Origin of the sequence: [Clostridium] aerotolerans DSM 5434 (assembly GCF_000687555.1) — a bacterium.
GTDB classification, from domain to species: domain Bacteria; phylum Bacillota; class Clostridia; order Lachnospirales; family Lachnospiraceae; genus Lacrimispora; species Lacrimispora aerotolerans.
The window spans coordinates 115,731-137,481 of sequence record NZ_JHWJ01000014.1 but is presented as its reverse complement, the minus strand read 5'-3'; the positions used below and the strand labels follow the sequence as shown (position 1 = coordinate 137,481).

General features: G+C 42.9%; 21 protein-coding genes. 16 read left to right on the top strand and 5 right to left on the bottom strand.

What is annotated here, in order from left to right; translation table 11 throughout:
• Positions 1-89: 89 nt before the first annotated feature.
• On the bottom strand, positions 90-854 hold the full coding sequence (locus tag T546_RS0117675) for a hypothetical protein (RefSeq protein ID WP_026892768.1): 765 nt from the start codon (positions 852-854) through the stop codon (positions 90-92).
• A gap of 477 nt (positions 855-1,331) precedes the next feature.
• On the opposite strand from T546_RS0117675, the gene T546_RS0117665 reads away from it, so the two are divergent.
• Entirely contained in the window at positions 1,332-1,682 is a 351-nt protein-coding gene (locus tag T546_RS0117665) for a hypothetical protein (protein ID WP_026892766.1), read from the top strand.
• A 383-nt stretch (positions 1,683-2,065) separates the two neighbouring features.
• Here the strand turns inward: T546_RS0117665 and T546_RS26490 are convergent, their stop codons facing one another.
• Entirely contained in the window at positions 2,066-2,260 is a 195-nt protein-coding gene (locus T546_RS26490; RefSeq protein ID WP_408643065.1) for a DUF6774 domain-containing protein, read from the bottom strand.
• A gap of 264 nt (positions 2,261-2,524) precedes the next feature.
• Here T546_RS26490 and T546_RS0117650 point away from each other — a divergent pair, with 264 nt between their 5' ends.
• Positions 2,525-2,920 carry a hypothetical protein gene (locus tag T546_RS0117650; RefSeq protein WP_026892765.1) on the top strand — a complete coding sequence of 132 codons (396 nt, stop codon included), beginning with the start codon at positions 2,525-2,527 and terminating at the stop codon, positions 2,918-2,920.
• A 163-nt stretch (positions 2,921-3,083) separates the two neighbouring features.
• Positions 3,084-3,614, top strand: coding sequence for an HD domain-containing protein (locus T546_RS0117645; protein WP_026892764.1), 531 nt, complete (start codon positions 3,084-3,086; stop codon positions 3,612-3,614).
• 72 nt (positions 3,615-3,686) lie between these two features.
• Here T546_RS0117645 and T546_RS0117640 read toward each other — a convergent pair whose 3' ends face one another.
• Together T546_RS0117640 and T546_RS0117635 are read right to left on the bottom strand one after the other, a co-directional pair.
• A complete protein-coding gene (locus tag T546_RS0117640; RefSeq protein ID WP_026892763.1) occupies positions 3,687-4,160 on the bottom strand; it encodes a methylglyoxal synthase in 474 nt (157 codons plus the stop codon).
• Between the two features lie 45 nt (positions 4,161-4,205).
• On the bottom strand, positions 4,206-5,411 hold the full coding sequence (locus T546_RS0117635) for a BTAD domain-containing putative transcriptional regulator (RefSeq protein ID WP_026892762.1): 1,206 nt from the start codon (positions 5,409-5,411) through the stop codon (positions 4,206-4,208).
• A gap of 141 nt (positions 5,412-5,552) precedes the next feature.
• Here T546_RS0117635 and srtB point away from each other — a divergent pair, with 141 nt between their 5' ends.
• From srtB to T546_RS0117570, 13 genes are all read left to right on the top strand, one after another.
• Complete coding sequence (srtB, locus tag T546_RS23900) at positions 5,553-6,329, top strand: class B sortase (RefSeq protein ID WP_034599818.1); 777 nt, start codon at positions 5,553-5,555, stop codon at positions 6,327-6,329.
• Between the two features lie 66 nt (positions 6,330-6,395).
• Complete coding sequence (gene glmM, locus T546_RS0117625) at positions 6,396-7,748, top strand: phosphoglucosamine mutase (protein WP_026892761.1); 1,353 nt, start codon at positions 6,396-6,398, stop codon at positions 7,746-7,748.
• Between the two features lie 169 nt (positions 7,749-7,917).
• Positions 7,918-9,216, top strand: coding sequence for a 5-bromo-4-chloroindolyl phosphate hydrolysis family protein (locus T546_RS0117620; RefSeq protein WP_026892760.1), 1,299 nt, complete (start codon positions 7,918-7,920; stop codon positions 9,214-9,216).
• Complete coding sequence (locus T546_RS0117615; RefSeq protein WP_026892759.1) at positions 9,213-10,373, top strand: toxic anion resistance protein; 1,161 nt, start codon at positions 9,213-9,215, stop codon at positions 10,371-10,373. The genes T546_RS0117620 and T546_RS0117615 overlap by 4 nt, the downstream gene beginning before the upstream one ends.
• Before the next feature lie 309 nt (positions 10,374-10,682).
• A complete protein-coding gene (gene leuA / locus T546_RS0117610) occupies positions 10,683-12,347 on the top strand; it encodes a 2-isopropylmalate synthase (protein WP_026892758.1) in 1,665 nt (554 codons plus the stop codon).
• A gap of 76 nt (positions 12,348-12,423) precedes the next feature.
• Positions 12,424-12,918: an NUDIX hydrolase gene (locus T546_RS0117605; protein WP_034599815.1), complete on the top strand. Its 495-nt coding sequence runs from the start codon at positions 12,424-12,426 to the stop codon at positions 12,916-12,918.
• 86 nt (positions 12,919-13,004) lie between these two features.
• Entirely contained in the window at positions 13,005-14,105 is a 1,101-nt protein-coding gene (glf, locus tag T546_RS0117600) for a UDP-galactopyranose mutase (protein ID WP_026892756.1), read from the top strand.
• 93 nt (positions 14,106-14,198) lie between these two features.
• Complete coding sequence (locus tag T546_RS0117595; protein ID WP_026892755.1) at positions 14,199-15,176, top strand: glycosyltransferase family 8 protein; 978 nt, start codon at positions 14,199-14,201, stop codon at positions 15,174-15,176.
• Positions 15,177-15,186: 10 nt separating this feature from the next.
• Complete coding sequence (locus T546_RS0117590) at positions 15,187-16,059, top strand: glycosyltransferase family 2 protein (protein WP_026892754.1); 873 nt, start codon at positions 15,187-15,189, stop codon at positions 16,057-16,059.
• 35 nt (positions 16,060-16,094) lie between these two features.
• On the top strand, positions 16,095-17,015 hold the full coding sequence (locus tag T546_RS0117585; RefSeq protein ID WP_026892753.1) for a glycosyltransferase family 2 protein: 921 nt from the start codon (positions 16,095-16,097) through the stop codon (positions 17,013-17,015).
• 30 nt (positions 17,016-17,045) lie between these two features.
• The gene (locus T546_RS0117580; protein ID WP_026892752.1) at positions 17,046-18,179 is read left to right on the top strand and encodes a DegT/DnrJ/EryC1/StrS family aminotransferase; all 1,134 of its coding nucleotides are present in this window, start codon (positions 17,046-17,048) and stop codon (positions 18,177-18,179) included.
• On the top strand, positions 18,179-19,165 hold the full coding sequence (locus T546_RS0117575; RefSeq protein WP_026892751.1) for an ATP-grasp domain-containing protein: 987 nt from the start codon (positions 18,179-18,181) through the stop codon (positions 19,163-19,165). Before T546_RS0117580 ends, T546_RS0117575 begins: the two co-directional genes overlap by 1 nt.
• Positions 19,162-20,139, top strand: coding sequence for a glycosyltransferase family 2 protein (locus T546_RS0117570; protein WP_026892750.1), 978 nt, complete (start codon positions 19,162-19,164; stop codon positions 20,137-20,139). The genes T546_RS0117575 and T546_RS0117570 overlap by 4 nt, the downstream gene beginning before the upstream one ends.
• A gap of 78 nt (positions 20,140-20,217) precedes the next feature.
• On the opposite strand, the gene T546_RS0117565 is transcribed toward T546_RS0117570, so the two are convergent.
• A complete protein-coding gene (locus tag T546_RS0117565; RefSeq protein ID WP_034599844.1) occupies positions 20,218-21,651 on the bottom strand; it encodes a L,D-transpeptidase in 1,434 nt (477 codons plus the stop codon).
• Positions 21,652-21,751 lie beyond the last annotated feature (100 nt).

Genomic DNA, 21,751 nt, shown 5'->3' with positions numbered 1-21,751 from the left:
AGAAAAGCACACTTCCAACATTCTTTTTTTGTGTCAAGAATAAAGAGTCAAAAAAAGATTCCAGTAAGTCCGGAATCTTTTCAATATATTTAATCTGTATTCTTTTTACTACTATCTGTTGCACTCTCGGTATCTTCTAAAGTCTCATCATCCGGAAGCTGATTCTCTTCGCCATTCAACTCTTCATCATCCACGCTCTGGCCTTTTGGATCATAGGTGACGTGCATCTCGTTTCCGATCTTATCCTTAGCAGAGATGGTCAAATTCTCTTTTTTGATCTCAAACATGATAAGTCCAGTACTCCGGTCAATGGAAAGAGGGAGAATTTCAGGCTTGTCCTCATTATAAGCAGTAACAGAGGAATAATCCACTCCAGATTGGCTGTCTTCCAGACGGAAAGAAAGAATTCCTTCCTTAAACATCTTGTCCTTAATGACTGGAGGAGTATCGTCCAGAACGTTCACCTGCTCGTTTAAGGCGGTTCTCATTTTATTAAATCCGGTAAGCTTTACTTCCAGCGCACCATTGTTTTTTAAGTTTGCTGTATAGATTCTGGAACCTGTTTTCGTGATTTCCACAGGATTGCCGTCCAAGGTCACTTCCATACTCTTTAAAGGAAGCAGAGAGCTTATTTTAAGTTCCATGGTGGTTGAAATATAATCGCTGCTTTCGCCGATCGTAATATCACCCTTTGGCTTTTCTGTCACCACAAAGAAGATAAGACCATTGATAAGAATAAAAGGCAGCACATAAAACAGAAGGACCGAAAGAAAACCATGTTTTCCCGCATCTTGTCGGTATTGAGGGCCTGATTGCCTGCGGCCTGATCTTGGCTGATTGTTATACTGGTTCATACTGTTTGACTATCCTCCTGATTGTTTTTACGTTTCCTAGCATAGCAGAAAATGGAGGATCTTACAAGATGAACTCATAAATCGTAATAATTTAATTTATTCTTACGAGATGTCCTGTTTATGCGTGTTTGAACGCTATTATATTGCTCTCTGACTGCATTTTGACTGCATTGTAATAGTCTTCAAGTTTTTCTACTTGCACATCCGTGTATCCAAAATGGGTATAAGTATCAAGGGTGGTTTTTATATCGTCATGCTCTAGAAGGTAATGGAACCTATATTCTGGACCCCACTTTGTATTTCTGATTGCCAATTCTGTCAATATCATAATTATGAATCCACTATCTATTGAGGTTAATTTCTTACTGACCCCTATGTAATAAATAATTTAATAAAATACGTGAACTATTATTGATTTACTCAATATTATATATTAAAAGTAATATAATTAAAAATTAAATAAGGAGTAATTATTATATGGAATTAGATGCATTCGCCTCTGAGTTTCCGGAATTATATGAAATGTTAAATGAGACTGTTAGATTCACTATTGTAACGAACAATATGACCGGAGAAGAGACTCTCAGGGATTGGGACAATATGATTGATATTTATGTTAGTAATTTCGATTACGACGATTATTATGGACAGGAGATAGAAGAGAGTTTATCTCAGCAAATACCTTTTGGTGGTTTCGGCGGCAGAGATAGGGACAGAGACAGAGATAGAGACAGAGACCGCCGTCACCGTCGCTTTCGTGATTTTAATTTAAGAGATATTATCAGACTTTTGTTTTTAAGACAATTGTTCGACCGAAACCGTCGCTAAAATTTAGTTGTAAACCCTCGTATTTTCACCAGGTAGTATAAAACTTCTGTGCCACCACATGTGGAGTGCATAATAATGAGGGATTGGACGGTGCTATGTACCTGTCGCAGTTGATTGACAATTCCGGGAAGATCTAAGCCGTGGACGTGGACGGAAAAATTATAACAGAGCTTGTAACCCTCACACCAGATCAGGACGGTGCATTGGTTTATAAAGGATTGGTATAACGTTAGTTGAGCGGCGCTGATAATAAGATGACCGCCCTTTTTTATTGTCATAAAACTATGATTCACTTGCATTCAATGATGCGAAATATTAGCTTAAAGACGTATTTGATACCGCCGGTCACAGCCTCACAGACATACTCATATGCGCCAGACCCGTCAGCATGGTTGATTCCCTTGACCAGGAGATGTTGTATTGGAATTACAGATAGATCGGCGGACTGCAATTGCATTTAACGAATCACTTAATAATAGTGTGTCTGCAGCTAAAATGGATAATTCATCGTCATTTAAACAATCCGCTATTTGACATGCGAGTGAAGAAATAAATAGTACATCGCAACAATTATTCATGTTAACACCTCAAAAAAATACCTCTGTCATATATATGAATGTATTTTTATTTTATATCTTAGAACTTAAGGTCCATTTCATAGTGATAATATAAACTTATGAAAGCATGATATAAAGCCTTAATAATGACTATCTCAATCATTGTAAATACTTTATCCTGTATTTATATTCCCCTGTGAAAAGAAACGTATGTTCTGTTTTCTCACTACTTGTCTGTCAGTGGCATAAAATATAGTATGTCTTATAAAGAAAGGAGTGAGATATATGTGTTGCTGTCATAGAAATTGTTGTGGGCGTAATAACTGGAATAATAACTGGAATAATAACTGGAATAATAACGATAGAGACGATAATGATGAGAGAGAACGTTTCGTAAGAGAAAGATGCAGAGAATCCCGCTGTGATCGCAGAAGAGAATGTTCCTATCGTAGAAGAAATGATTCTAGTGGTAACAGAGGCATTAACGATAACTTTAGTGACAACTTTAGCGATAACTTCAGAGATAACTTTAACGATAACTTTAATGACTTTTTAAATGATAACCTAAACGGCAATTTAAACGGAAACTTAAGTAATAACTTCAGCAATAACTTTAGCAATAACGTTATCATCGTTGTGGTTGTTGACGATAACAATATTAACACTGCAGGAGTTGTTTAGTAATAACAGGCAGGTATCCCATATCTTTGGGACCTGCCTTTACATAGTACAGATGTTAGTTAGGGAAAGATACGGTTGTTTCTGGAATCTTACAAGATTGACTGTTAAAACAAAATAATTTGTGATACTATATATAGTAAGAAACAACCAAAGGAGAATCAGTATGGTCGAGAAAGCGGCTGCATTTGCAGCTAAGTCTCATGAGGGAACTTATCGCAAGGGAAGTAAAATTCCCTATATCGTCCATCCATTAGAAACTGCAGTCATCGTTACCGTGATGGCGGCTGATGAAGAACTTATTTGCGCCGCCCTCCTGCACGACGTGGTCGAGGATGCCGGAGTAACGGAAGAAGAGCTGAAAAAGGAATTCGGACTAAGGGTGGCCGGGCTTGTCATGGAAGAGACAGAAGATAAGACAAAGAGCTGGAAAGAGAGAAAGTGCGCGACCCTTCATCATCTGGAACATGCCTCCCTGGATTGTAAGAAGCTTGTTTTAGCGGACAAGTTAAGCAATCTTCGCTCAACGGCAAGGGATTATTATCTTTTGGGAGATGAAATATGGGAACGCTTTAATGAAAAGAATAAATCTGAGCATGCGTGGTATTACAAAGGAATCGCAGAACGGCTTTGCGGCCTTGAGACGTATCCTGCCTACCAGGAATATACCACTCTATGCAAGATGGTTTTTGGATAAGAATAATATACGGCAGGTCCTCCAGAGAATGGAGGGCCTGCCGTTTCTACATGAATCATAGGAAATCCGGAATTATAATGATTGCGCACGTTCCTGAATATTTTTATTGAAGTTAATGACCTCGTGCTCATACACTTGCTTCATCAGAGGTGAGGTAATGATAAAGTCGGCCGTTGCCTTTGTATTGGCAATGGGAATATCATAAACCTGGGCAATACGAAGGAGTGCCTTTACATCCGGATCGTGAGGCTGGGCAGTTAAAGGATCAGAGAAAAAAATCACCAGATCGATCCGTCCCTCTACGATTTTCGCACCGATCTGCTGGTCACCGCCTAAAGGACCGCTGTTGTAGCCTTTTACAGGAAGGCCTGTCTGATCGGTAATCATACGGGCTGTAGTGCCTGTCCCACAAAGCTTATGGTCTTTCAGGGTTTCGTAGTGCTCTTTACACCAGTCCATGAGCTCACGTTTCTTATTGTCGTGAGCAATCAATGCAATATTCTTTGTTTTTTCTAAAGTGAGTGTAATAAAATCGTCCTGTAACATCCGGTTCCTCCTGTGGTTAGAAATGTGTTTTTTATCTGACGAAAGCTATGCCTGATTGGGCGTAACACTCTGCAGCGAATAAGTAATGGATAAATCTTTTCTGGAATATTCTTTTTTGAAATTCTGAATGATCCTCTTTAACACATTCTCCCCGTTTTCATAGGTAGCTGTGGGAAGAAGCATTAAGTACTGGCTGACACTGTAACGGCTGAAGATATCTCCCCGCCGAAGGGAATTTCGTATGGATTCCCCAAGCTCGTCCATGGCTCTCGTCTGAACGGCTGGTTTTAACAGCTCTCCCTTTAAGTTACTGATGGTAAGAAGACATAAAAAGATAGAATCTCCGGTTCGTTCAATGGCTCTTGTTTCTAGCTGATAGATGTCCCTGAACACAGAAGGTTCGCAGCAAAAAGCACCTTTCGTGGTACCGCCCTCTAATAGTATTTCCCGAATGTTGCTTAAATCCATGGTAATACCATGTTTTTTATCGCTGATCAGCTTATAAAGCTCCTTAAACCGAAGAGAAGGAGTAATGGCAAATTCATTATAGAACATATCATTGACTCTTTGATAATGTTCCATAGCCATAAGCTGATTTCCGCTCTGGTACAGAGCGCAGATTAAATAGTAATGGCCGTCCTCGCCGTATGGGTCGATGGCAATGGCCTGCTGGCATACCTCAATCATGGTGGGATAGTCTTTTTTCTCATCCAGCATATTTAAGATACGGTTCACCAGCTTCTGATAAAGGGTATGATAATAGGTATGAATGGGAACTACCCAGGTCTCCCATTCTGATTTTGGAAGGAAATTACCCTTATACAAAGTAAAGGCTTCCATACAAAGGGACAGCCGCTGGTCAAAGGTAAGCTCTAACGCTTCCGATTGCACACACAGATCTTCAAACCGGTCCGTATCACAGACGGTAGTAAGGTGTTTGGTCCACCCATAAGCCTTGCGGTTCTGGAAAATCAGCTCTTGTGTGGGATAGCCAAGTGGCTCAAGTAGTTTCCGTACGCGGAACATGAGGGTCTTTAATGCGCCTGCGGGATTGTTGCTTCCTTCGTCCTTCCAAAACAGATCGATAAGTTCTTCCACAGGAATATCCCGCCCCCGAAAGGTAATAAGGTATTCCAAAAGACTCCAAGGTTTCTTTGCCTGGTTATTCTGATCCACAATAGCCTTATCCCCGATGGATATGGAGAATCCTCCCAGCATATTAACATAGATGACAGATTCCTGATTTTTCATAAGCATCTCCAAATGACGTTTTATTACTTAAAGTATATAGAAAAATAAGAAAAAAGTCTAGCAGAGCTTATAAAAGATTGAGATTTTTTTGGTGATACTATATAATTAAGGAAAAAATTGCAGAAGTAAGGGAGGATTTGAATGGAAAAAAGAAAGCCGCCCGTTGTTATTCTTATAATGGCCCTTGTTTTATTTGCTGCAGGCGCAAGTTTGCTTTATTCCGATTACCGGGAAAAAGACAGAGAAAAGCGTCAGTATGAAGACCTTGCCAAGCTGGCGACTGAAATAAGCAGGGAAGAATCGGAAGAGAGTACAGACAAAGCTTCAGAGGAAGCTACAGAAAGCCAGTATGTTTCTCCTATTCAGTTTGATCAGTTAAAGGCGATGAATCCGGATATCGTTGGCTGGCTAAAGATTGAAGGCACTTCCATAGACTATCCAATCCTGCAGACCGATAATAATGAAACGTATCTGGACACTGATTTTGAAGGCAAAAAGAATCCGTCTGGAGCCATATTTCTTGATTATGAAAGCGAACCTGATTTTTCAGGAAGGCATAACATATTATACGGTCATCATATGAAAAATGGATCCATGTTCAAGGACATAATTAAATACAAGGAAGAATCATTTTTTAAGGAACATCAAATAATAACGGTATACACACCAGAACGGGAATATCATCTTCGTCCCTTTACAGTCCTTTATACGGATGCAGACGGTGAGAGACGAAGAACAAAATTTGATACAGAAGAAGAGTTCCAGGGGTACGTAGAGAAGATGACAAAAAAGGGCTTCTTCTATCAAACGCCTGACGCTCCCATAGGGACGCTGTGGTCCTTTGTCACATGCAGCTATGAGCTGGCTGATGCAAGAACCATTCTATATGCCTATGAAGTGCCCCAGGTTGAAAAATAAGGTAGAGTATGATATATTACATATAATTCTGTATAAACTGCAGACTTGTAAAAAAGGAGATATGAGATGGGAAAATATTTTGGAACCGACGGCTTTCGTGGGGAAGCAAACGTCACACTGACAGTAGAGCATGCCTATAAGGTAGGACGCTTTTTAGGCTGGTACTATGGACAGAAAAATCCAGATGAAGTTTGCAGAATCGTAATAGGTAAAGATACAAGACGCAGCAGTTACATGTTTGAATACTCCCTGGTAGCAGGTCTTACAGCTTCTGGTGCAGATGCGTACCTTCTTCATGTTACGACGACCCCCAGCGTATCTTACGTGGTGAGAACCGAAGGCTTTTCCTGCGGTATCATGATTTCCGCCAGCCACAATCCTTTCTATGACAATGGCATCAAGGTCATAAATGAAAAGGGAGAGAAGCTGGAAGAGAGCGTTATCACTGAAATTGAACAGTATATTGACGGTGAGATGGGAGAAATTCCCCTGGCGACCCAGGATAAGATCGGCCGCACCGTGGACTTTGCAGCAGGCAGAAACCGTTACATCGGTTATTTAATTTCCACGGCTACCCGTTCCTTTAAAAATAAAAAAGTAGCTCTTGACTGTGCAAACGGAAGCGCGTCTGCCATTGCAAAGAATGTATTCGATGCTCTGGGAGCCGAGACACACGTCATCAGCAACGAACCAAACGGTTTAAACATCAATACCGGATGTGGTTCCACCCACATCGGCCAGCTTCAGAAATTCGTTAAGGAAGTAGGCGCTGACGTAGGCTTTGCTTATGACGGAGACGCAGACCGTTGTCTGGCTGTGGATGAGCACGGCAACATCGTAGACGGCGACGGCATCATGTATATCTGCGGAAAATACATGAAGGACCAGGGAACCTTAAAGAACAACAAGGTAGTCACCACCATTATGTCAAACTTCGGCCTTTATAAGGCATTTGAGCGGGAAGGCATTGACTATGAAAAGACCGCAGTAGGCGATAAATATGTATACGAAAATATGGTGGCAAACGGCAATTGCCTTGGCGGCGAGCAGTCCGGCCATATTATTTTCAGCAAGCACGCCACCACAGGAGATGGCATTCTTACATCCTTAAAGGTGATGGAAGTGATTTTAGAGAAAAAGGAGAGCCTTGGGAAGCTGGTCTCTGAGTTCGAGATATTCCCGCAGGTCCTTAAAAATGTCCGTGTCCACGATAAGACAGCTGCCCAGGATGATGAAGCAGTGATTGCAGAAGTAGAAAAGGTTGCAGAGCTTTTAGGAGAGAGCGGAAGAATTCTCCTTCGCCAGTCAGGCACTGAGCCAGTGGTTCGTGTTATGGTAGAAGCAGCAGACTTACACACCTGTGAGACTTATGTAGACCAGGTCATTGAAGTTATGAGACAAAAAGGTCATGTCATTTAACCTGTCATATTATGAATAAAGAAAGGCGAGCCAGTTTTTAAAAAGAAAGCTGGCCAGCCTTTTTTGTTCCTATTTTCCAGCTTTTTTCCTATGCCCATTCGTTGTAAAATGGTTGGTTTCGTGATATGATAATTTTTAAATATGAAATATTTTGGGAGATCAGAACGTTATGGATAAAAAAGATATATCAAATTTAGGAGATCAGATCCTGGATTCGGTAGAAAGTGCAATCCGTTCCATGGATTTTAAGGGACTTAATAAAACCATTTCTGATTCCGTTAACGACGCCCTTGATGAAGCCAGAAGCCAGTTGAAAAAGCACGGAGATATGGGGAGATTTTCACCCTTTGAGTCCTACCATAGTGAGTCCAGTGAACGGAAGGAATCCTATGCCAGTCAGAAGATGGGTCAGGAATCAGAACCAGGCTACCAGGCGTTTCAAACCAGCAGAAAAAGGGATAGGAAAGCTTCCAAAGGACAAGCCATTTTTCCTCGGGAAGAAGGAATTAAGATAAATAACAGCAGCCGTGTGGCAGGGATACTCTTTACGGTGTTTGGAAGCATTGGTCTTTCACTCATTACCGTTGTTCTTCTTGTGACCTGGATTATCGCCATGATTGCAAAGCCGGATATCTGGCTCATGTTAGGCTCTACTCTGGTACTCGCTTCCTTTGGCACCTTTTTTGGCTTTATGCTAAAGGGTGGAATTGATATGGGAAGCCGTCTGAAACGTGGAAAGCTTTATGCCAAACAGGCCGGAAGAAAGATGTACTGCACCATTGAGGAGCTGGCGGCTCTCATTGGCAAATCAAAGGAGTTTGTCCGTAAGGATGTACAGAAAATGATTGAGCATAACATATTCTCCCATGCCTATCTGGATGAGCAGAAAACCTGTCTTATGCTAAGTGAGGATACCTACAAACAGTATCTGGAATGTCAAAAGGCTTTAAAGGAAAGAAACGAAAAAGAATCAGAAGAAGCTTTAGAAACCAAGAAAAAAGAGGAAACACAGAAGTTCTCCAAAGAATTTGAAGAGATGATGGAGGCTGGACGTAATTATTTGAGAATGCTTAAAGAAGCCAATGATGCTATCCCAGGAGAGGTCATATCCAATAAGCTTTCGGACCTTGAGGATGTTATAAGGCGGATTTTTGATACCGTATCAAAGCACCCGGAACAGGGGAAAGAGATGGAACGCTTTATGGATTACTATCTTCCCACCACAGTAAAGCTTGTAAATGCCTATCGGGATTTTGACAGTGCAGGATCCAGAGGAGAGAATGTAAACTCCGCAAAAGCAGAGATTGAAACCACTCTGGATACCATTCAAAAGGCTTTTGAGCGGCTTTTAGATGACCTATATGAGGATGCGGTCCTTGATGTTACCACGGACGCATCTGTGCTGCAGACCATGTTAAAAAAGGATGGATTTGCAGAAAGTGATTTCGCAGGAGGAAAGAAAAGATGAGCAAAGAGATTGATGAGATGTTAAAAGAAGCACCAGAACTGACCCTGACTCCATTTTCCGATGCTGTGATAGAAAACACCGGAAAAAAGGATGAGCTTATAAATATGACAAAAGAGCAGGAATCTCTCCCCGAAGCAAATTTATCCCCGGAAGAAGAAAAGCTGGTGGCAGACTTTGCAGAAAAGATAGACCTTTTAAATTCCAACCTGGTACTCCAGTACGGCGCCAATGCCCAGAAGAAGATCGCTGATTTCTCAGAGACTGCCCTGGAAAATGTGAAGTCAAAAGACTTGGGCGAAGTAGGCCAGATGCTTACGGATGTAGTGGTGGAGTTAAAAGGCTTTGAAACTGCGGAAGAGGAAAAAGGCTTCTTTGGTTTCTTTAAAAAGAGTGCCAACCGTCTGGATGCCATGAAATCAAAGTATGCCAAGGCAGAGTCTAATGTAAATCAGATCTGCAAGGTATTAGAAAACCATCAAATCCAGCTTTTAAAGGATATTGCATTACTGGATAAGATGTATGACTTAAATACCACATATTTTAAGGAACTGACCATGTATATCCTGGCGGGAAAAAGAAAGCTGAAAAAGGCACAGCAGACAGAGCTTCCCCTGCTTCTTGATAAAGCAGCGAAAAGCGGTCTGCCTGAGGATGCCCAGGCCGCCAATGATATGGCATCCATGTTAAACCGTTTTGAAAAGAAGATACATGATCTTGAACTGACCCGTATGATATCCATTCAGATGGCACCTCAGATCCGTCTGGTTCAAAATAATGATACCCTGATGACAGAGAAGATTCAGTCCACGCTGGTCAATACCATTCCTCTCTGGAAGAGTCAGATGGTACTTGCCATCGGCATCAACCATTCCGAACAGGCAGCCAGAGCTCAGAGAGAGGTCACAGACATGACCAATGAGCTCCTTCGAAAGAATGCAGAGGTATTAAAGACCGCGACCATAGAGACCGCCAAGGAATCTGAGCGGGGCATTGTTGATGTTGAGACCCTTAAGAAAACAAATGAATCCCTGATCTCAACCCTTGATGAGGTAGTGCGCATTCAGGCAGAGGGAAGACAAAAGCGTATGGATGCGGAAGCAGAGCTTGCCCGTATGGAAGGGGAACTCAAAAACAAATTATTACAGCTAAGTAAATAAATGATAGAAAAAAGGCTTGCAGCAGAAAAATTATTTTCTGGTTGTAAGCCTTCTTTACTCATGCTATAATAACATAACACTTTACCGTGACGCATTGTCAGAGCACGGATGTGATTTTAATGAAAAGGAATGATGAAGATGGGGTTAGACCTATAAAAACCACGTTGTTCATTGTCAAAAAGTACAGCGTGATTTATCGACTCCAAAGCCTGTCATAGTGTTTGCATGAGAATCGAAACAGCTATTTATGGCAGAATCCGGTTTATCCGGAACAGACAGACAAGTGAAAGATTATGGAGGAGATAAGACATGTTGAATTATGAAAGATATAAACGAGTACCGGTTATGAACTACCCGGAAAGACAATGGCCCGGCAACGAGATTAAGAAGGCACCAATCTGGTGCAGCGTGGATTTAAGAGATGGAAATCAGGCTCTGACTGAGCCAATGGTAGTCGAAGAAAAGATTGAGATGTTTCAGCTTCTTATTAAGCTGGGCTTTAAGGAAATCGAGGTCGGTTTTCCGGCAGCGTCCCAGATTGAGTTTGACTTTTTAAGACAGCTTGTGGAACGGAAGTTAATTCCGGATGATGTGGTGGTTCAGGTCCTTGTTCAGTGCAGAGAGCATTTGGTTAAGAGAACCTTTGAAGCCTTAAAGGGCGTAAAAAAGGCAATCGTTCATATTTATAACTCCACCTCAACCCTTCAGCGTGATGTGGTATTTAAAAAGAATATGGATGAGATTAAGGCCATAGCTGTCCAGGGCGCGGAATGGGTGAAGCAGTACATGAAGGACTTTGACGGAGAAGTGGTACTGGAATATTCTCCTGAAAGCTTTACCGGAACGGAGCTGGAATTTGCACTTGATATCTGCAATGCAGTCCAGGAAACCTGGGGAGCTACTCCTGATAAGAAAATTATCTTTAATCTTCCATCTACCGTAGAGATGACGACACCCAATGTCTATGCGGATCAGATTGAATGGATGAATGGACGCTTTAAAAATCGTGAAAGCATTATCTTAAGCGTACATCCCCATAATGACCGTGGAACCGGAGTTGCAGCTGCAGAGCTTGCCATTCTTGCCGGAGCTGACAGAGTGGAAGGCACACTGTTTGGCAATGGAGAGAGAACCGGAAATCTTGATATATTAACGGTAGCTTATAATTTATTCTCCCAGGGAATCAATCCGGAACTTCATCTTGAAAATATCCGTGAGATTTCCGAGGTATACGAGCGTTGCACCAAGATGGAGGTAGCGCCAAGACACCCATACGCAGGAAAGCTCGTTTTCACCGCATTTTCCGGTTCCCATCAGGATGCCATCAACAAAGGCATGCAGGCCATGCGGGAAAGAGAAAATGCTTACTGGGAGGTTCCTTATCTGCCCATCGATCCTGCCGATATCGGAAGACAGTATGAGCCTGTGGTCCGCATCAACAGCCAGTCCGGAAAGGGTGGCGTGGCCTTTGTTATGGACACCTTCTATGGCTTCAAGCTTCCAAAAGGTATGCACAAGGAATTTGCCGATGTCATTCAGGCTATTTCCGAAAAGCAGGGTGAGGTGGCTCCAGAGCAGATTCTTGATGAGTTTAACAGCAACTACGTGGATAGAAAAGAACCCATTCACTTCCTTAAGGCCCAGATCACAGAGGCAGAGGAGGATGTGGAATTCTCCACCTTCGCAAGAGTCCGCTACATGGATCACGGCGTAGAAAAGGTATTCGAGGGAGTCGGTAACGGTCCTATCGATGCGGTTCAAAAAGGCCTTGAGAAAGAGCTTGATATTGAAATCCGTGTACTTGATTACAACGAGCACGCTCTTGCTTCCGGTTCCGGCGCAAAGGCTGCTTCCTATATCCACTTGCTGGATGTGCGCTCCGGAAAGACGACTTACGGCGTAGGAATCAGTTCCAACATTACCAGATCCTCTATCCGAGGCATTTTCAGTGCAGTAAACCGGTTATTCTATTAATAGAAAGACGGGGCCAGCTTAAGACGCGGCCCCGTCTTTTTGCAATGTAACGAAATATTTATAGGAGGAAAAATAAATGGAGCTGATCATAGACCTTAAAAACTATGAACCAGGTGATACCGTATCTAGGAGAACCGCAGCAAGAGGGATTATAAGACGAGGAGAAAACTATCTTCTGATTTTCAGCAGGTACGGTGATTATAAATTTCCAGGCGGTGGAATGGAAGATGGAGAATCTTTAGAAGAAACCCTGATCCGGGAAGTAAAAGAAGAGACTGGCTACCAGGTAATCAAAGAGTCCATAAGTAAATATGGCCAGGTATTGGAACGGAGAAAGGGAGAAGGGAATTCAATCCTTGAGATGGATTCCCACTACTATGTATGTGAAATAAGAGAGGAAGCCGGGGAAAGAAACTTAGATGAATATGAGAAGGAATATAATTATCAGATTGTCTGGATTCCGTTAAAAGAGGCTTTCGAAAATAATAACCGTATCATAGGAAAGAAAGAATGTCCCTGGGCAGCCAGAGAGGCAAAGGTAATGGAGCTTATGATAGAAAAGGATTCATGACCATGTATCAAGGCAAGAGGAATTTACATTTCCTAAGGACTTTAGTATAATAAGAGCAGTTTATAAAAGACAGGAGAACGGAAACTATGAAAAAGTATGATTACGTATTGGTGGGAAGCGGACTGTATTCCGGTGTGTTTGCCTATCTGGCCCGTAAAAAGGGGAAGAAATGTCTTGTGGTAGAGAAGCGCAGCCATATGGGCGGAAATATCTATTGCGAGGAAAAGGATGGAATTAACGTGCACACCTATGGTGCCCACATTTTCCATACCAGTAACAAAGAGGTTTGGAAATTCGTGAATGAGCTTGTGGAATTCAACCGCTATACCAACAGCCCGGTAGCCAATTTCAAAGGGGAAATCTATAACATGCCCTTTAATATGAATACCTTCAGCAAGATGTGGAACGTGGCCACACCGGCAGAAGCAAAGGCTAAAATCGAGGAACAAAAGGCATCTGTAACAGGAGAACCAAAGAATTTAGAGGAGCAGGCCATCAGCTTAGTAGGAACGGATATTTATGAGAAGCTGGTAAAAGGGTATACGGAAAAGCAGTGGGGAAGAGACTGCAAAGAACTGCCGGCGTTTATCATTAAGAGGCTTCCCGTTCGTTTTACCTATGATAATAATTACTTTAACGACTTATATCAGGGAATTCCAATGGGTGGATACAATGTTATCATTGAAAAGCTGTTTGAAGGCTGTGATATGGAATTTAATGTAGATTATCTGGAGAATCGGGAGCATTATGACAGCCTTGGTGAAAAGACAGTATATACAGGTATGATCGATGCCTTCTATCACTACCAGCTTGGAAAGCTGGAATACCGGAGTCTTAAATTTGAGACGGAAACTCTTGATATGGACAACTATCAGGGCGTTGCTGTTGTAAATTATACAGACCGGGAGACACCTTATACAAGAATCATTGAGCATAAGCATTTTGAGTTCGGTACCCAGCCAAAGACAGTGATTACCAGAGAGTATTCCGTAGCTTGGGAGGAAGGTATGGAGCCTTATTATCCGGTCAATGACGAGAGAAACCAGGAGCTTTATAAGCAGTACGCCTCCCTGGCAGAAAAAGAATCCGGTGTTATATTTGGCGGCCGATTAGGTGAGTACAAATATTATGACATGGACAAGGTCATTGAATCTGCCATGAAAGTAGCGAAGCAGGAGCTTTCATAGTCCTTAAATCCCAGGCTGTTTACATTTCCTATGAGATATAGTACAATACAACGGAACTAAAGGTACGGATCAGTACAGGACGGAGGGATTTTCATGAATGTTGTATACGCTTCTAATGACGGCTATGCCAGACATCTCGGGGTATCCCTTTACTCTCTTTTGGATCATAACAAAGAGGCGGAAGAAATCCAGATTTATATTTTATCCATGGGTTTATCCGAAGAGAGTAAAAAACGTCTTCTTTCCATTGGCAGTCAATTTAATCGTCATGTTACAGTATTAGAGCTAGGTGACTTAAAAGAGCGTTTTCCCTATGATGTGGATACCGGTGGCTTTGATTTAAGCATCATGGCCCGCTTATTTGTGGGAGAGATGCTGCCGGAAACGGCTGAAAGAGTGCTTTATTTGGACTGCGATACCGTGGTGTGCGCTTCCTTAAAACGGCTGTGGGAAAGCAATCTTGATTCTAATATGGTGGGGGCTGTTATGGAACCCACCATATATTCATCGGTAAAAGAAAAAATTGGTCTTTTACCAGAAGACCCTTACTTTAATTCCGGAGTTCTTCTAATTGATATGAAACGGTGGCGCGGGGAACATGCCCAAAAGCTTTTGATGGATTTTTATTCCTCCAAGGGAGGAAAACTCTTTGCCGGAGACCAGGATACCATCAATGGTGCGTTTAAAGGAAGGATAAAACCTTTGCCTCCCCGTTATAATTTCTTTACCAACTACCGGTATTTCCACTACAGCCATTTAACAAGGCTTTCCCCGGTGTATAAAACGATACCGGAAAAGTCCTTCAAAGAGGCGAAAAAGCACCCCGTAATCCTTCATTTTATGGGAGATGAGAGGCCATGGAAGCAGTGGAATTTAAATCATTACCGGAACGTATACGACCATTATCTCTCCCTCACTCCCTGGGCAGGAGCGCCAAAGGAAAAGGGAAGCCGCTTTTACATGGTGCTATACCATCTGATGGATTATGCCACCTTTTTATGTCCGCCCATTCGTGACTTAATCAGCCGCCGCTTTGGTATGCAGGTGATTAATTCCAGAAAGGGTTCATAGAGGAACGGATATGAATATTAGCTGTATTATTCTAAATTATAACGATGCCGTGACCACCAGGAGTCTGGTAACTGCCATAAAGGATTATCAATGCCTCGATTCCATTGTCATAGTGGACAATCATTCCACGGATGATTCCCTGACCACATTAAAGGAGCTTCAAGGGGAAAAGGTCCAACTTTTAACGTCTCCTTCCAATGGGGGCTATGGAAGCGGCAACAACATTGGAATCCGGTATGCCTATGACACCCTTAGTGCGACCCATGTATTAATCGCTAATCCCGATGTTAAGGTATCGGAAGCCTGTGTCGTAGCCATGGCGGAAGCCTTTGAAAAGTTAGAAAATCTGGCAATCGCCGCAGCCGTTACCAAAGACCGGACAGGCAGTGTGGCGTTATCCAGCTGGAGGCTCAATGGATTGTTATTAGACCTACTTGATACAGGACTGATCACAAGGCGTTTGTTTGCCCGTTTTCTCAATGACAGACCGGAGATAAAGGGGAAAGATGGATTCGTATTTGTGGATGCAGTTCTTGGCTCCTTATTTCTTGCTGATGCAAAGGCACTTATGGAATGTGGACTTTACGATGAGAAGGTATTCCTTTATTATGAAGAAAAGATACTTGGGTATAAGCTGAAAGAAAAAGGCTATCGGACAGCCCTTCTTCTTGATGAATCTTATGTTCATCTTCATTCTGTATCCATTAATAAAAGCGTGGCATCTATTTTAAAGAAGCAGGCGATTCTTCATGAAAGCAAGCTTCATTATTATAAGACTTATCTAAAGATCAATCCGCTGGAAGAGATGCTTGTTCGTGCCTTCCTTGGCTTTTTGATGGTGGAGATCTGGTTTTTAACAAAAATCGTGGGACTGTCCTGGTAGGGAGTCCCTTCTTTTGGGGAAAGGAGGCTTAAGCCATGGTAACGATTCTTCTGGCGACCTATAATGGGGAGGCCTACTTAAGGCAGCAGCTTGACTCCTTATTAAATCAGACCCACAAAGAGCTGGTTATCCTGATTTCAGACGATCTTTCTTCTGACAGAACTCCTGGAATTATAAAGGAATATGAGAAAAAATATCCGGACCGAATCAAGTGCCTAAAAAATATTAAGGCTTCCGGAAGTCCTCAAAACAACTTTTTTCGCCTCTTAAGCAGTGCGGATGACGATTATATCATGCTCTGTGACCAGGATGATATCTGGCTCCCTCATAAGGTGGAAGTGACATTAAAAGAAATGAAGCAAATGGAACGGAAATGGGGAAATGAACTCCCCCTTTTAGTTCATGGAGATTTATCCGTGACCGATGAGGAGGGAACCATTCGTCAAAAGTCCATGGCAAAATTCCAGAACATAGCGATTCATGACAATCGGTTCACTCATTATCTGGTAGAGAATAACATTACCGGAAACACGGTTATGATAAACCGAAGCTTTCTTTCCTATTTCACCTACATACCAAAGCAGTGCATGATGCATGACTGGTGGCTGGGGCTTTTGGCAAGCTGTTTCGGGAAAATATCCTATATTGACAAGCCGCTCCTTCTCTACCGGCAGCATGGAGGCAATCAGGTAGGTTCCAGAGGCCAGATGGAGCAGTATGTAAGCCGATTGACCCAAAAGGAACGGGTAAAGGAAGAGTACCGGAAGATGTTCGCCCAGGCCAGATCCTTTCTAAAACAGTACGGCCAGGAGATGGACAGAGAGAATCGGGAAGCCCTGGAACAATTTGTCGCCCTTCCAGACAAGAGCCGGTTGCAAAAGGTAAGGATTATCTGGAAATATAAATTTTATAAAAGCACCATCATAAGGACGTTTGGCCAGATGCTTTCCATCTGACCCCCTTTATGGCAATGGAAAACGGAGGAAATGGAACGTATGATACCGGAAGAAAAAGATATATTAGTGACGAAGGCATCCATGCCTTCCTATGAGGAATTCATAGAGGAGATAAAGCCCATCTGGGAGACAGCCTGGATGACCAACATGGGAGAATTTCATGACCGCTTAAAGGAGCAGTTAAAGGCTTGTTTAAAGGCGAAGAACCTTCTTTTGTTCGTCAATGGACATATGGCCCTGGAGATGGCGCTCCAGGCCATGAATCTTTCCGGAGAAGTGATTACCACTCCTTTTTCCTTTGCTTCCACCACCCATGCCATCATTAGAAATAATCTGACTCCTGTGTTCTGCGACATCAAGGAAGACGATTACACCATAGATGCAGACCGGATCGAGGAACTTATCACCGATAAGACAACCGCCATTCTTCCGGTACATGTATACGGCAATGTCTGTGATGTGGAAAAGATAGAAAGAATTGCAAAAAAACATAACTTAAAGGTCATATACGATGCAGCCCATGCCTTTGGCGTAGAGGTAAATGGAAGAGGAATCGGTACCTTTGGAGACGCCTCCATGTTCAGCTTCCATGCTACCAAGGTGTTTAATACCATTGAAGGCGGCGCGGTAACATTTCAGGACCCTTCTCTGGAAGTTCTTTTAAACTATCTAAAGAACTTTGGTATCACAGGCAAGGAATCCGTGGAATACGTGGGCGGCAATGCCAAAATGAATGAATTTCAGGCAGTCATGGGTATCTGCAACTTAAGGCATGTGGAAGAGAATATAGAAAAACGCAGACTTGTAACAGAACATTATAAGAAACGTTTGTCCGGGATTCCAGGCATTCGTCTTAATCAGGAAAAAGAAGGCATATTGCCAAACTACGCCTATTTCCCGGTTGCCTTTGACGGCTTTTCCATGACAAGGAATGAGGTATATGAGCTTTTGGCCTCTCATCATATATTTGCAAGAAAATATTTCTACCCTCTTATTACTGATTTCGACTGCTACCGGGAACAGTTTCAGGGAGTCAGTCTGCCATATGCGAAAAAAGCAGCTGACAGCGTACTCACACTTCCTTTGTATGCGGACTTATCTATCAGTGATGCAGACCGTATCTGTGATATTATTTTGGATGCAAAACCAAAGGGGAGGCTATGATGAAGACAGCACTGGTAACCGCAATCGGTTCATTTTCTGCGGATATAGTAATCAAGAATTTAAAAAAGAACGGAATCCGTGTCATTGGCTGTGATATTTATCCCTCCGAATGGATCGCAGACGCAGGCAATACAGACGCATTTTTTCAGGTACCATATGCAACGGAAGAGCCCCGCTACGTGGAACGGCTGCTTTCTATTTGTGACCAGGAACAGGTGGATGCCATCATCATCTTAACCGATGTGGAGGCCGATGTTTGGAACCGCCACAGAGAGGAATTAAAGGCTCATTCCATAACCCTTTGCCTTTCTGGGGAAGAAACTATGCTCTTATGCAGGGACAAGCGGAAGATGAGTTCTTTTCTTTCCAAAAAGGGACTGGGAAATCCCATTGAAACCGTGGATCTTTTAGAAGCTGATATTAATTCCATTTCTTACCCAGCCGTTGTAAAGCCATATAACGGAAGGAGCAGCCAGGGACTTCACTACATTTCTTCTCTTGAGGAAATGAAAAGCTTTCTTACCTTTCAGGAAGCCGGAGAATTTGTGGTGCAGCCCTATTATAAAGGAAGTATCATTACCATTGATGTGGTACGTCAGGAAGAAACCGGAGAATGTGCAGTCATCTGCCGAAAAGAGCTTCTGCGGACAGGCAATGGTGCCGGAACTTCCGTGCTTGTATTTACCAATAAGGAATTAGAAGCCATGTGCAGGGAAATAGCAGAGGCGATTAACATAAATGGCTGCGTGAATTTTGAATTCATTGAGGGGGAAGACGGTATTTACCGAATGCTGGAGTGCAACCCCCGTTTTTCCGGCGGTGTGGAATTTTCCTGTCTCGCCGGATATGACTGTGTTTCCAATCACATCAGGTGCTTTACCGGAGAGAAGATAGAACCATTTCATGGAATCACGGACATGTATATAGCCAGGAAATATGAGGAATACATTACAAAAATTCTGGGGAAAGAAGGCGAGAGAGAATGAGTGGAAATTCTGATTCCAACATCATGGTCAGTGTAAACTGTGTGACATTTAACCACAAGAATTATATCCGTCAGGCCCTGGACAGCTTTCTGATGCAGAAAACAAACTTTGAATTTGAAATACTGGTACACGATGATGCCTCCACCGATGGCACGGGAGAGATTCTGAGAGAATACGAAAAGAAATATCCGGGAAAGGTACTGCCTCTCATTCAGACGGAGAACCAGTATTCCCAGGGCATAGACAACATCAGCGGTGCCTTTAATTTTCCCAGGGCAAGAGGTAAATATATCTTTATGTGCGACGGAGATGATTACTGGGTCTCACCGGATAAGATGCAAAAGCAGGTAGATTATATGGAAGCCCACCCGGAATGCACACTTTGCATTCACAGCGCCAAAATAGACCTGGTGGGAAAAGCGGTGACAGAGGGACAAATGCGGCCTTATTGTGGAAACAAGGTCCTCTCCCCAGAGGATATTGTGGATAAGTCTTCTGGCTACGCCATGTCCTCTATGGCATTTCCAAGCCGTATTGTAAAGAAGCTTCCCGATTATTACGTGGAATGTCCCGTTGGAGATACCCCCATTCAGATGATTGCGGCAAGCGAGGGATACGGCTATTACTTTGACGAGCCAATGAGCGCCTACCGGGTAGGTGTTGCCGGTTCCTGGACGGTGGAAGGTAAAAGCGGAGATTACGAGAAGAAGCAGAGAGTCTATTACGAGCGGATGAAAAAGGTCTATGACCTTTACGATGCAGCAACCGGAGGACGGCTCCGGGAAGCGATTCGAAGTGCCGAAAAGAGAACGTATTATCATACCATGGTCAATACCAGACAGTTTAAGGAAATCTTGAATCCAGAGTATCGAAAGTACTATAAGGAACTCACCAGCCGAACCAGGTTCTTTATCCAACTGGAACACAGGTATCCGGGAGTGTACGGATTTTTAAGAAAGAAATATCATGGATAGTATACAAAAAAGGGGTGCTGCAAAACTAACTTACGCTAGTTTTGTAGCACCCCCTTATGTAGGTAAATTACAATTGAATTAATGAGCAATATTAGGATCAGTAGGATCCCAGGTCTGTGATTCCGGTATGATTTGTTCGATTGCAGGGCGCTCATAAGGTCCTGGTACCGGAGAATTATAAATGGTAACGGTTGTTCCAAGAGCACAGTGGTCATAAACCCACTTGGCATCACCTGATAAGAGACGGATACATCCTGCTGACTCAGCAATGCTTAGATAATTATAAGTACTGGAATCAAGTGTCATTCCGTTAGGCTTGCTGTAGAGAATGGAATGAATTAAGAATCCTTTCCAGATGCGGGTCGCATACTGGGTAAAAATTCCGTGATTCATATCCCGCCAGCGGTATTTGGCCGGAGTCTGGAAGGTTCCAAGGGGAGTATCCGGTCCGGTTGAGGTAAGGAAGGATTTGACTGGAATGATAAATCCCCGTTCTCCGTCCTTTGCAAATACGGTCATGGTGTTCATCTGCTTATTGATGCTGATTAAAAATGGTCCCTTTGCACCCATAACCGGCTCTAAGTCATTTAACATCCTGCCAGTCTCATCAAAATAATATTTAAAGCCGTCTATGTACTGCCATCCTGTTACCGGATTGGAATCAACGAAATAATACCGTTCATTGCCTGACCATGCCCAGCCGGTAAAGGCAGAGCCGTCTCCGTTTACATAACGAAGGGCACCATCAACCTGCTGAATTCCATCTGGCACAGCAGAGATCAGCGGCTTTTCTGTAGAGTAGGGGAATGCAGAATTTTTGGCGTAGAAAGCCATTCGAAAGCCTGTAATATAGTGGCCTGTCCCCATGGTTCCTGTAGCAGTTCCGTTCTTCGCCCAGCCCATAGTAGTACCATCCTCTAATTTGGCGGTATAATAAATATCAAACTGGTTGTTTACATAACCGGAAAAGCGCATCTGAATGGCTTCGATATTAACATCATTGGCATAGTTCGTCGTCTGCTGTCCGTTTAAGACCCAGGGAGACCAGCCTGTGCTTGATGTATATGTCCGGTAAAGTACATTGCCTACGATATTTGTGAGAAATGTGGATAATCCATGGAATCCTTCCCCATTGTTTGTGATCCAGGCATCGTTTACGAAAGGCTGGGACCAATTGCTGTCGCCTGTCATAACGGTTGTCTGGAGACGGGGGAAATTAGCCTTTAAGGCTTCCTGTGCAGCTTTCGCGGCGGCGTCTTCCACGCCATCTTCACCGTTTCCCTCTGCTTCTTTTCCGATGTCTATGCCGGCATTTGCCAAAGCGTTTTCCGCTTCCTCTGTAACTTTGCTGCCTTGATCTTTGGTCTCAGTCTGACTGTCATTCTGACTTATTGGGATGCCATTCTTAAATCCCGGTCCACGTGCTTCGTCTGCCCATGCATTAGAAGCATGTCCCGAAACCAGAACAGCCGTCAGGCAAAATGCTGCCAGACCGTATGTCAGTTTACGCATCATGAAAAACCTCCTGAATTCTAGTAAATTGAGTATATTCCCTCATAGTTTATCATGATTGGGGTCAAAATGCTAGAGACGATTTACAATTAATGGGTAA

Bases quoted from the DNA above. Each gene is read 5' to 3' on its own strand.
- T546_RS0117675 (WP_026892768.1), bottom strand. From the start codon at position 854: ATGAACCAGTATAACAATCAGCCAAGATCAGGCCGCAGGCAATCAGGC.
- T546_RS0117665 (WP_026892766.1), top strand. From the start codon at position 1,332: ATGGAATTAGATGCATTCGCCTCTGAGTTTCCGGAATTATATGAAATG.
- T546_RS26490 (WP_408643065.1), bottom strand. From the start codon at position 2,260: ATGAATAATTGTTGCGATGTACTATTTATTTCTTCACTCGCATGTCAA.
- T546_RS0117650 (WP_026892765.1), top strand. From the start codon at position 2,525: ATGTGTTGCTGTCATAGAAATTGTTGTGGGCGTAATAACTGGAATAAT.
- T546_RS0117645 (WP_026892764.1), top strand. From the start codon at position 3,084: ATGGTCGAGAAAGCGGCTGCATTTGCAGCTAAGTCTCATGAGGGAACT.
- T546_RS0117640 (WP_026892763.1), bottom strand. From the start codon at position 4,160: ATGTTACAGGACGATTTTATTACACTCACTTTAGAAAAAACAAAGAAT.
- T546_RS0117635 (WP_026892762.1), bottom strand. From the start codon at position 5,411: ATGAAAAATCAGGAATCTGTCATCTATGTTAATATGCTGGGAGGATTC.
- srtB (WP_034599818.1), top strand. From the start codon at position 5,553: ATGGAAAAAAGAAAGCCGCCCGTTGTTATTCTTATAATGGCCCTTGTT.
- glmM (WP_026892761.1), top strand. From the start codon at position 6,396: ATGGGAAAATATTTTGGAACCGACGGCTTTCGTGGGGAAGCAAACGTC.
- T546_RS0117620 (WP_026892760.1), top strand. From the start codon at position 7,918: ATGGATAAAAAAGATATATCAAATTTAGGAGATCAGATCCTGGATTCG.
- T546_RS0117615 (WP_026892759.1), top strand. From the start codon at position 9,213: ATGAGCAAAGAGATTGATGAGATGTTAAAAGAAGCACCAGAACTGACC.
- leuA (WP_026892758.1), top strand. From the start codon at position 10,683: ATGTTGAATTATGAAAGATATAAACGAGTACCGGTTATGAACTACCCG.
- T546_RS0117605 (WP_034599815.1), top strand. From the start codon at position 12,424: ATGGAGCTGATCATAGACCTTAAAAACTATGAACCAGGTGATACCGTA.
- glf (WP_026892756.1), top strand. From the start codon at position 13,005: ATGAAAAAGTATGATTACGTATTGGTGGGAAGCGGACTGTATTCCGGT.
- T546_RS0117595 (WP_026892755.1), top strand. From the start codon at position 14,199: ATGAATGTTGTATACGCTTCTAATGACGGCTATGCCAGACATCTCGGG.
- T546_RS0117590 (WP_026892754.1), top strand. From the start codon at position 15,187: ATGAATATTAGCTGTATTATTCTAAATTATAACGATGCCGTGACCACC.
- T546_RS0117585 (WP_026892753.1), top strand. From the start codon at position 16,095: ATGGTAACGATTCTTCTGGCGACCTATAATGGGGAGGCCTACTTAAGG.
- T546_RS0117580 (WP_026892752.1), top strand. From the start codon at position 17,046: ATGGAACGTATGATACCGGAAGAAAAAGATATATTAGTGACGAAGGCA.
- T546_RS0117575 (WP_026892751.1), top strand. From the start codon at position 18,179: ATGAAGACAGCACTGGTAACCGCAATCGGTTCATTTTCTGCGGATATA.
- T546_RS0117570 (WP_026892750.1), top strand. From the start codon at position 19,162: ATGAGTGGAAATTCTGATTCCAACATCATGGTCAGTGTAAACTGTGTG.
- T546_RS0117565 (WP_034599844.1), bottom strand. From the start codon at position 21,651: ATGCGTAAACTGACATACGGTCTGGCAGCATTTTGCCTGACGGCTGTT.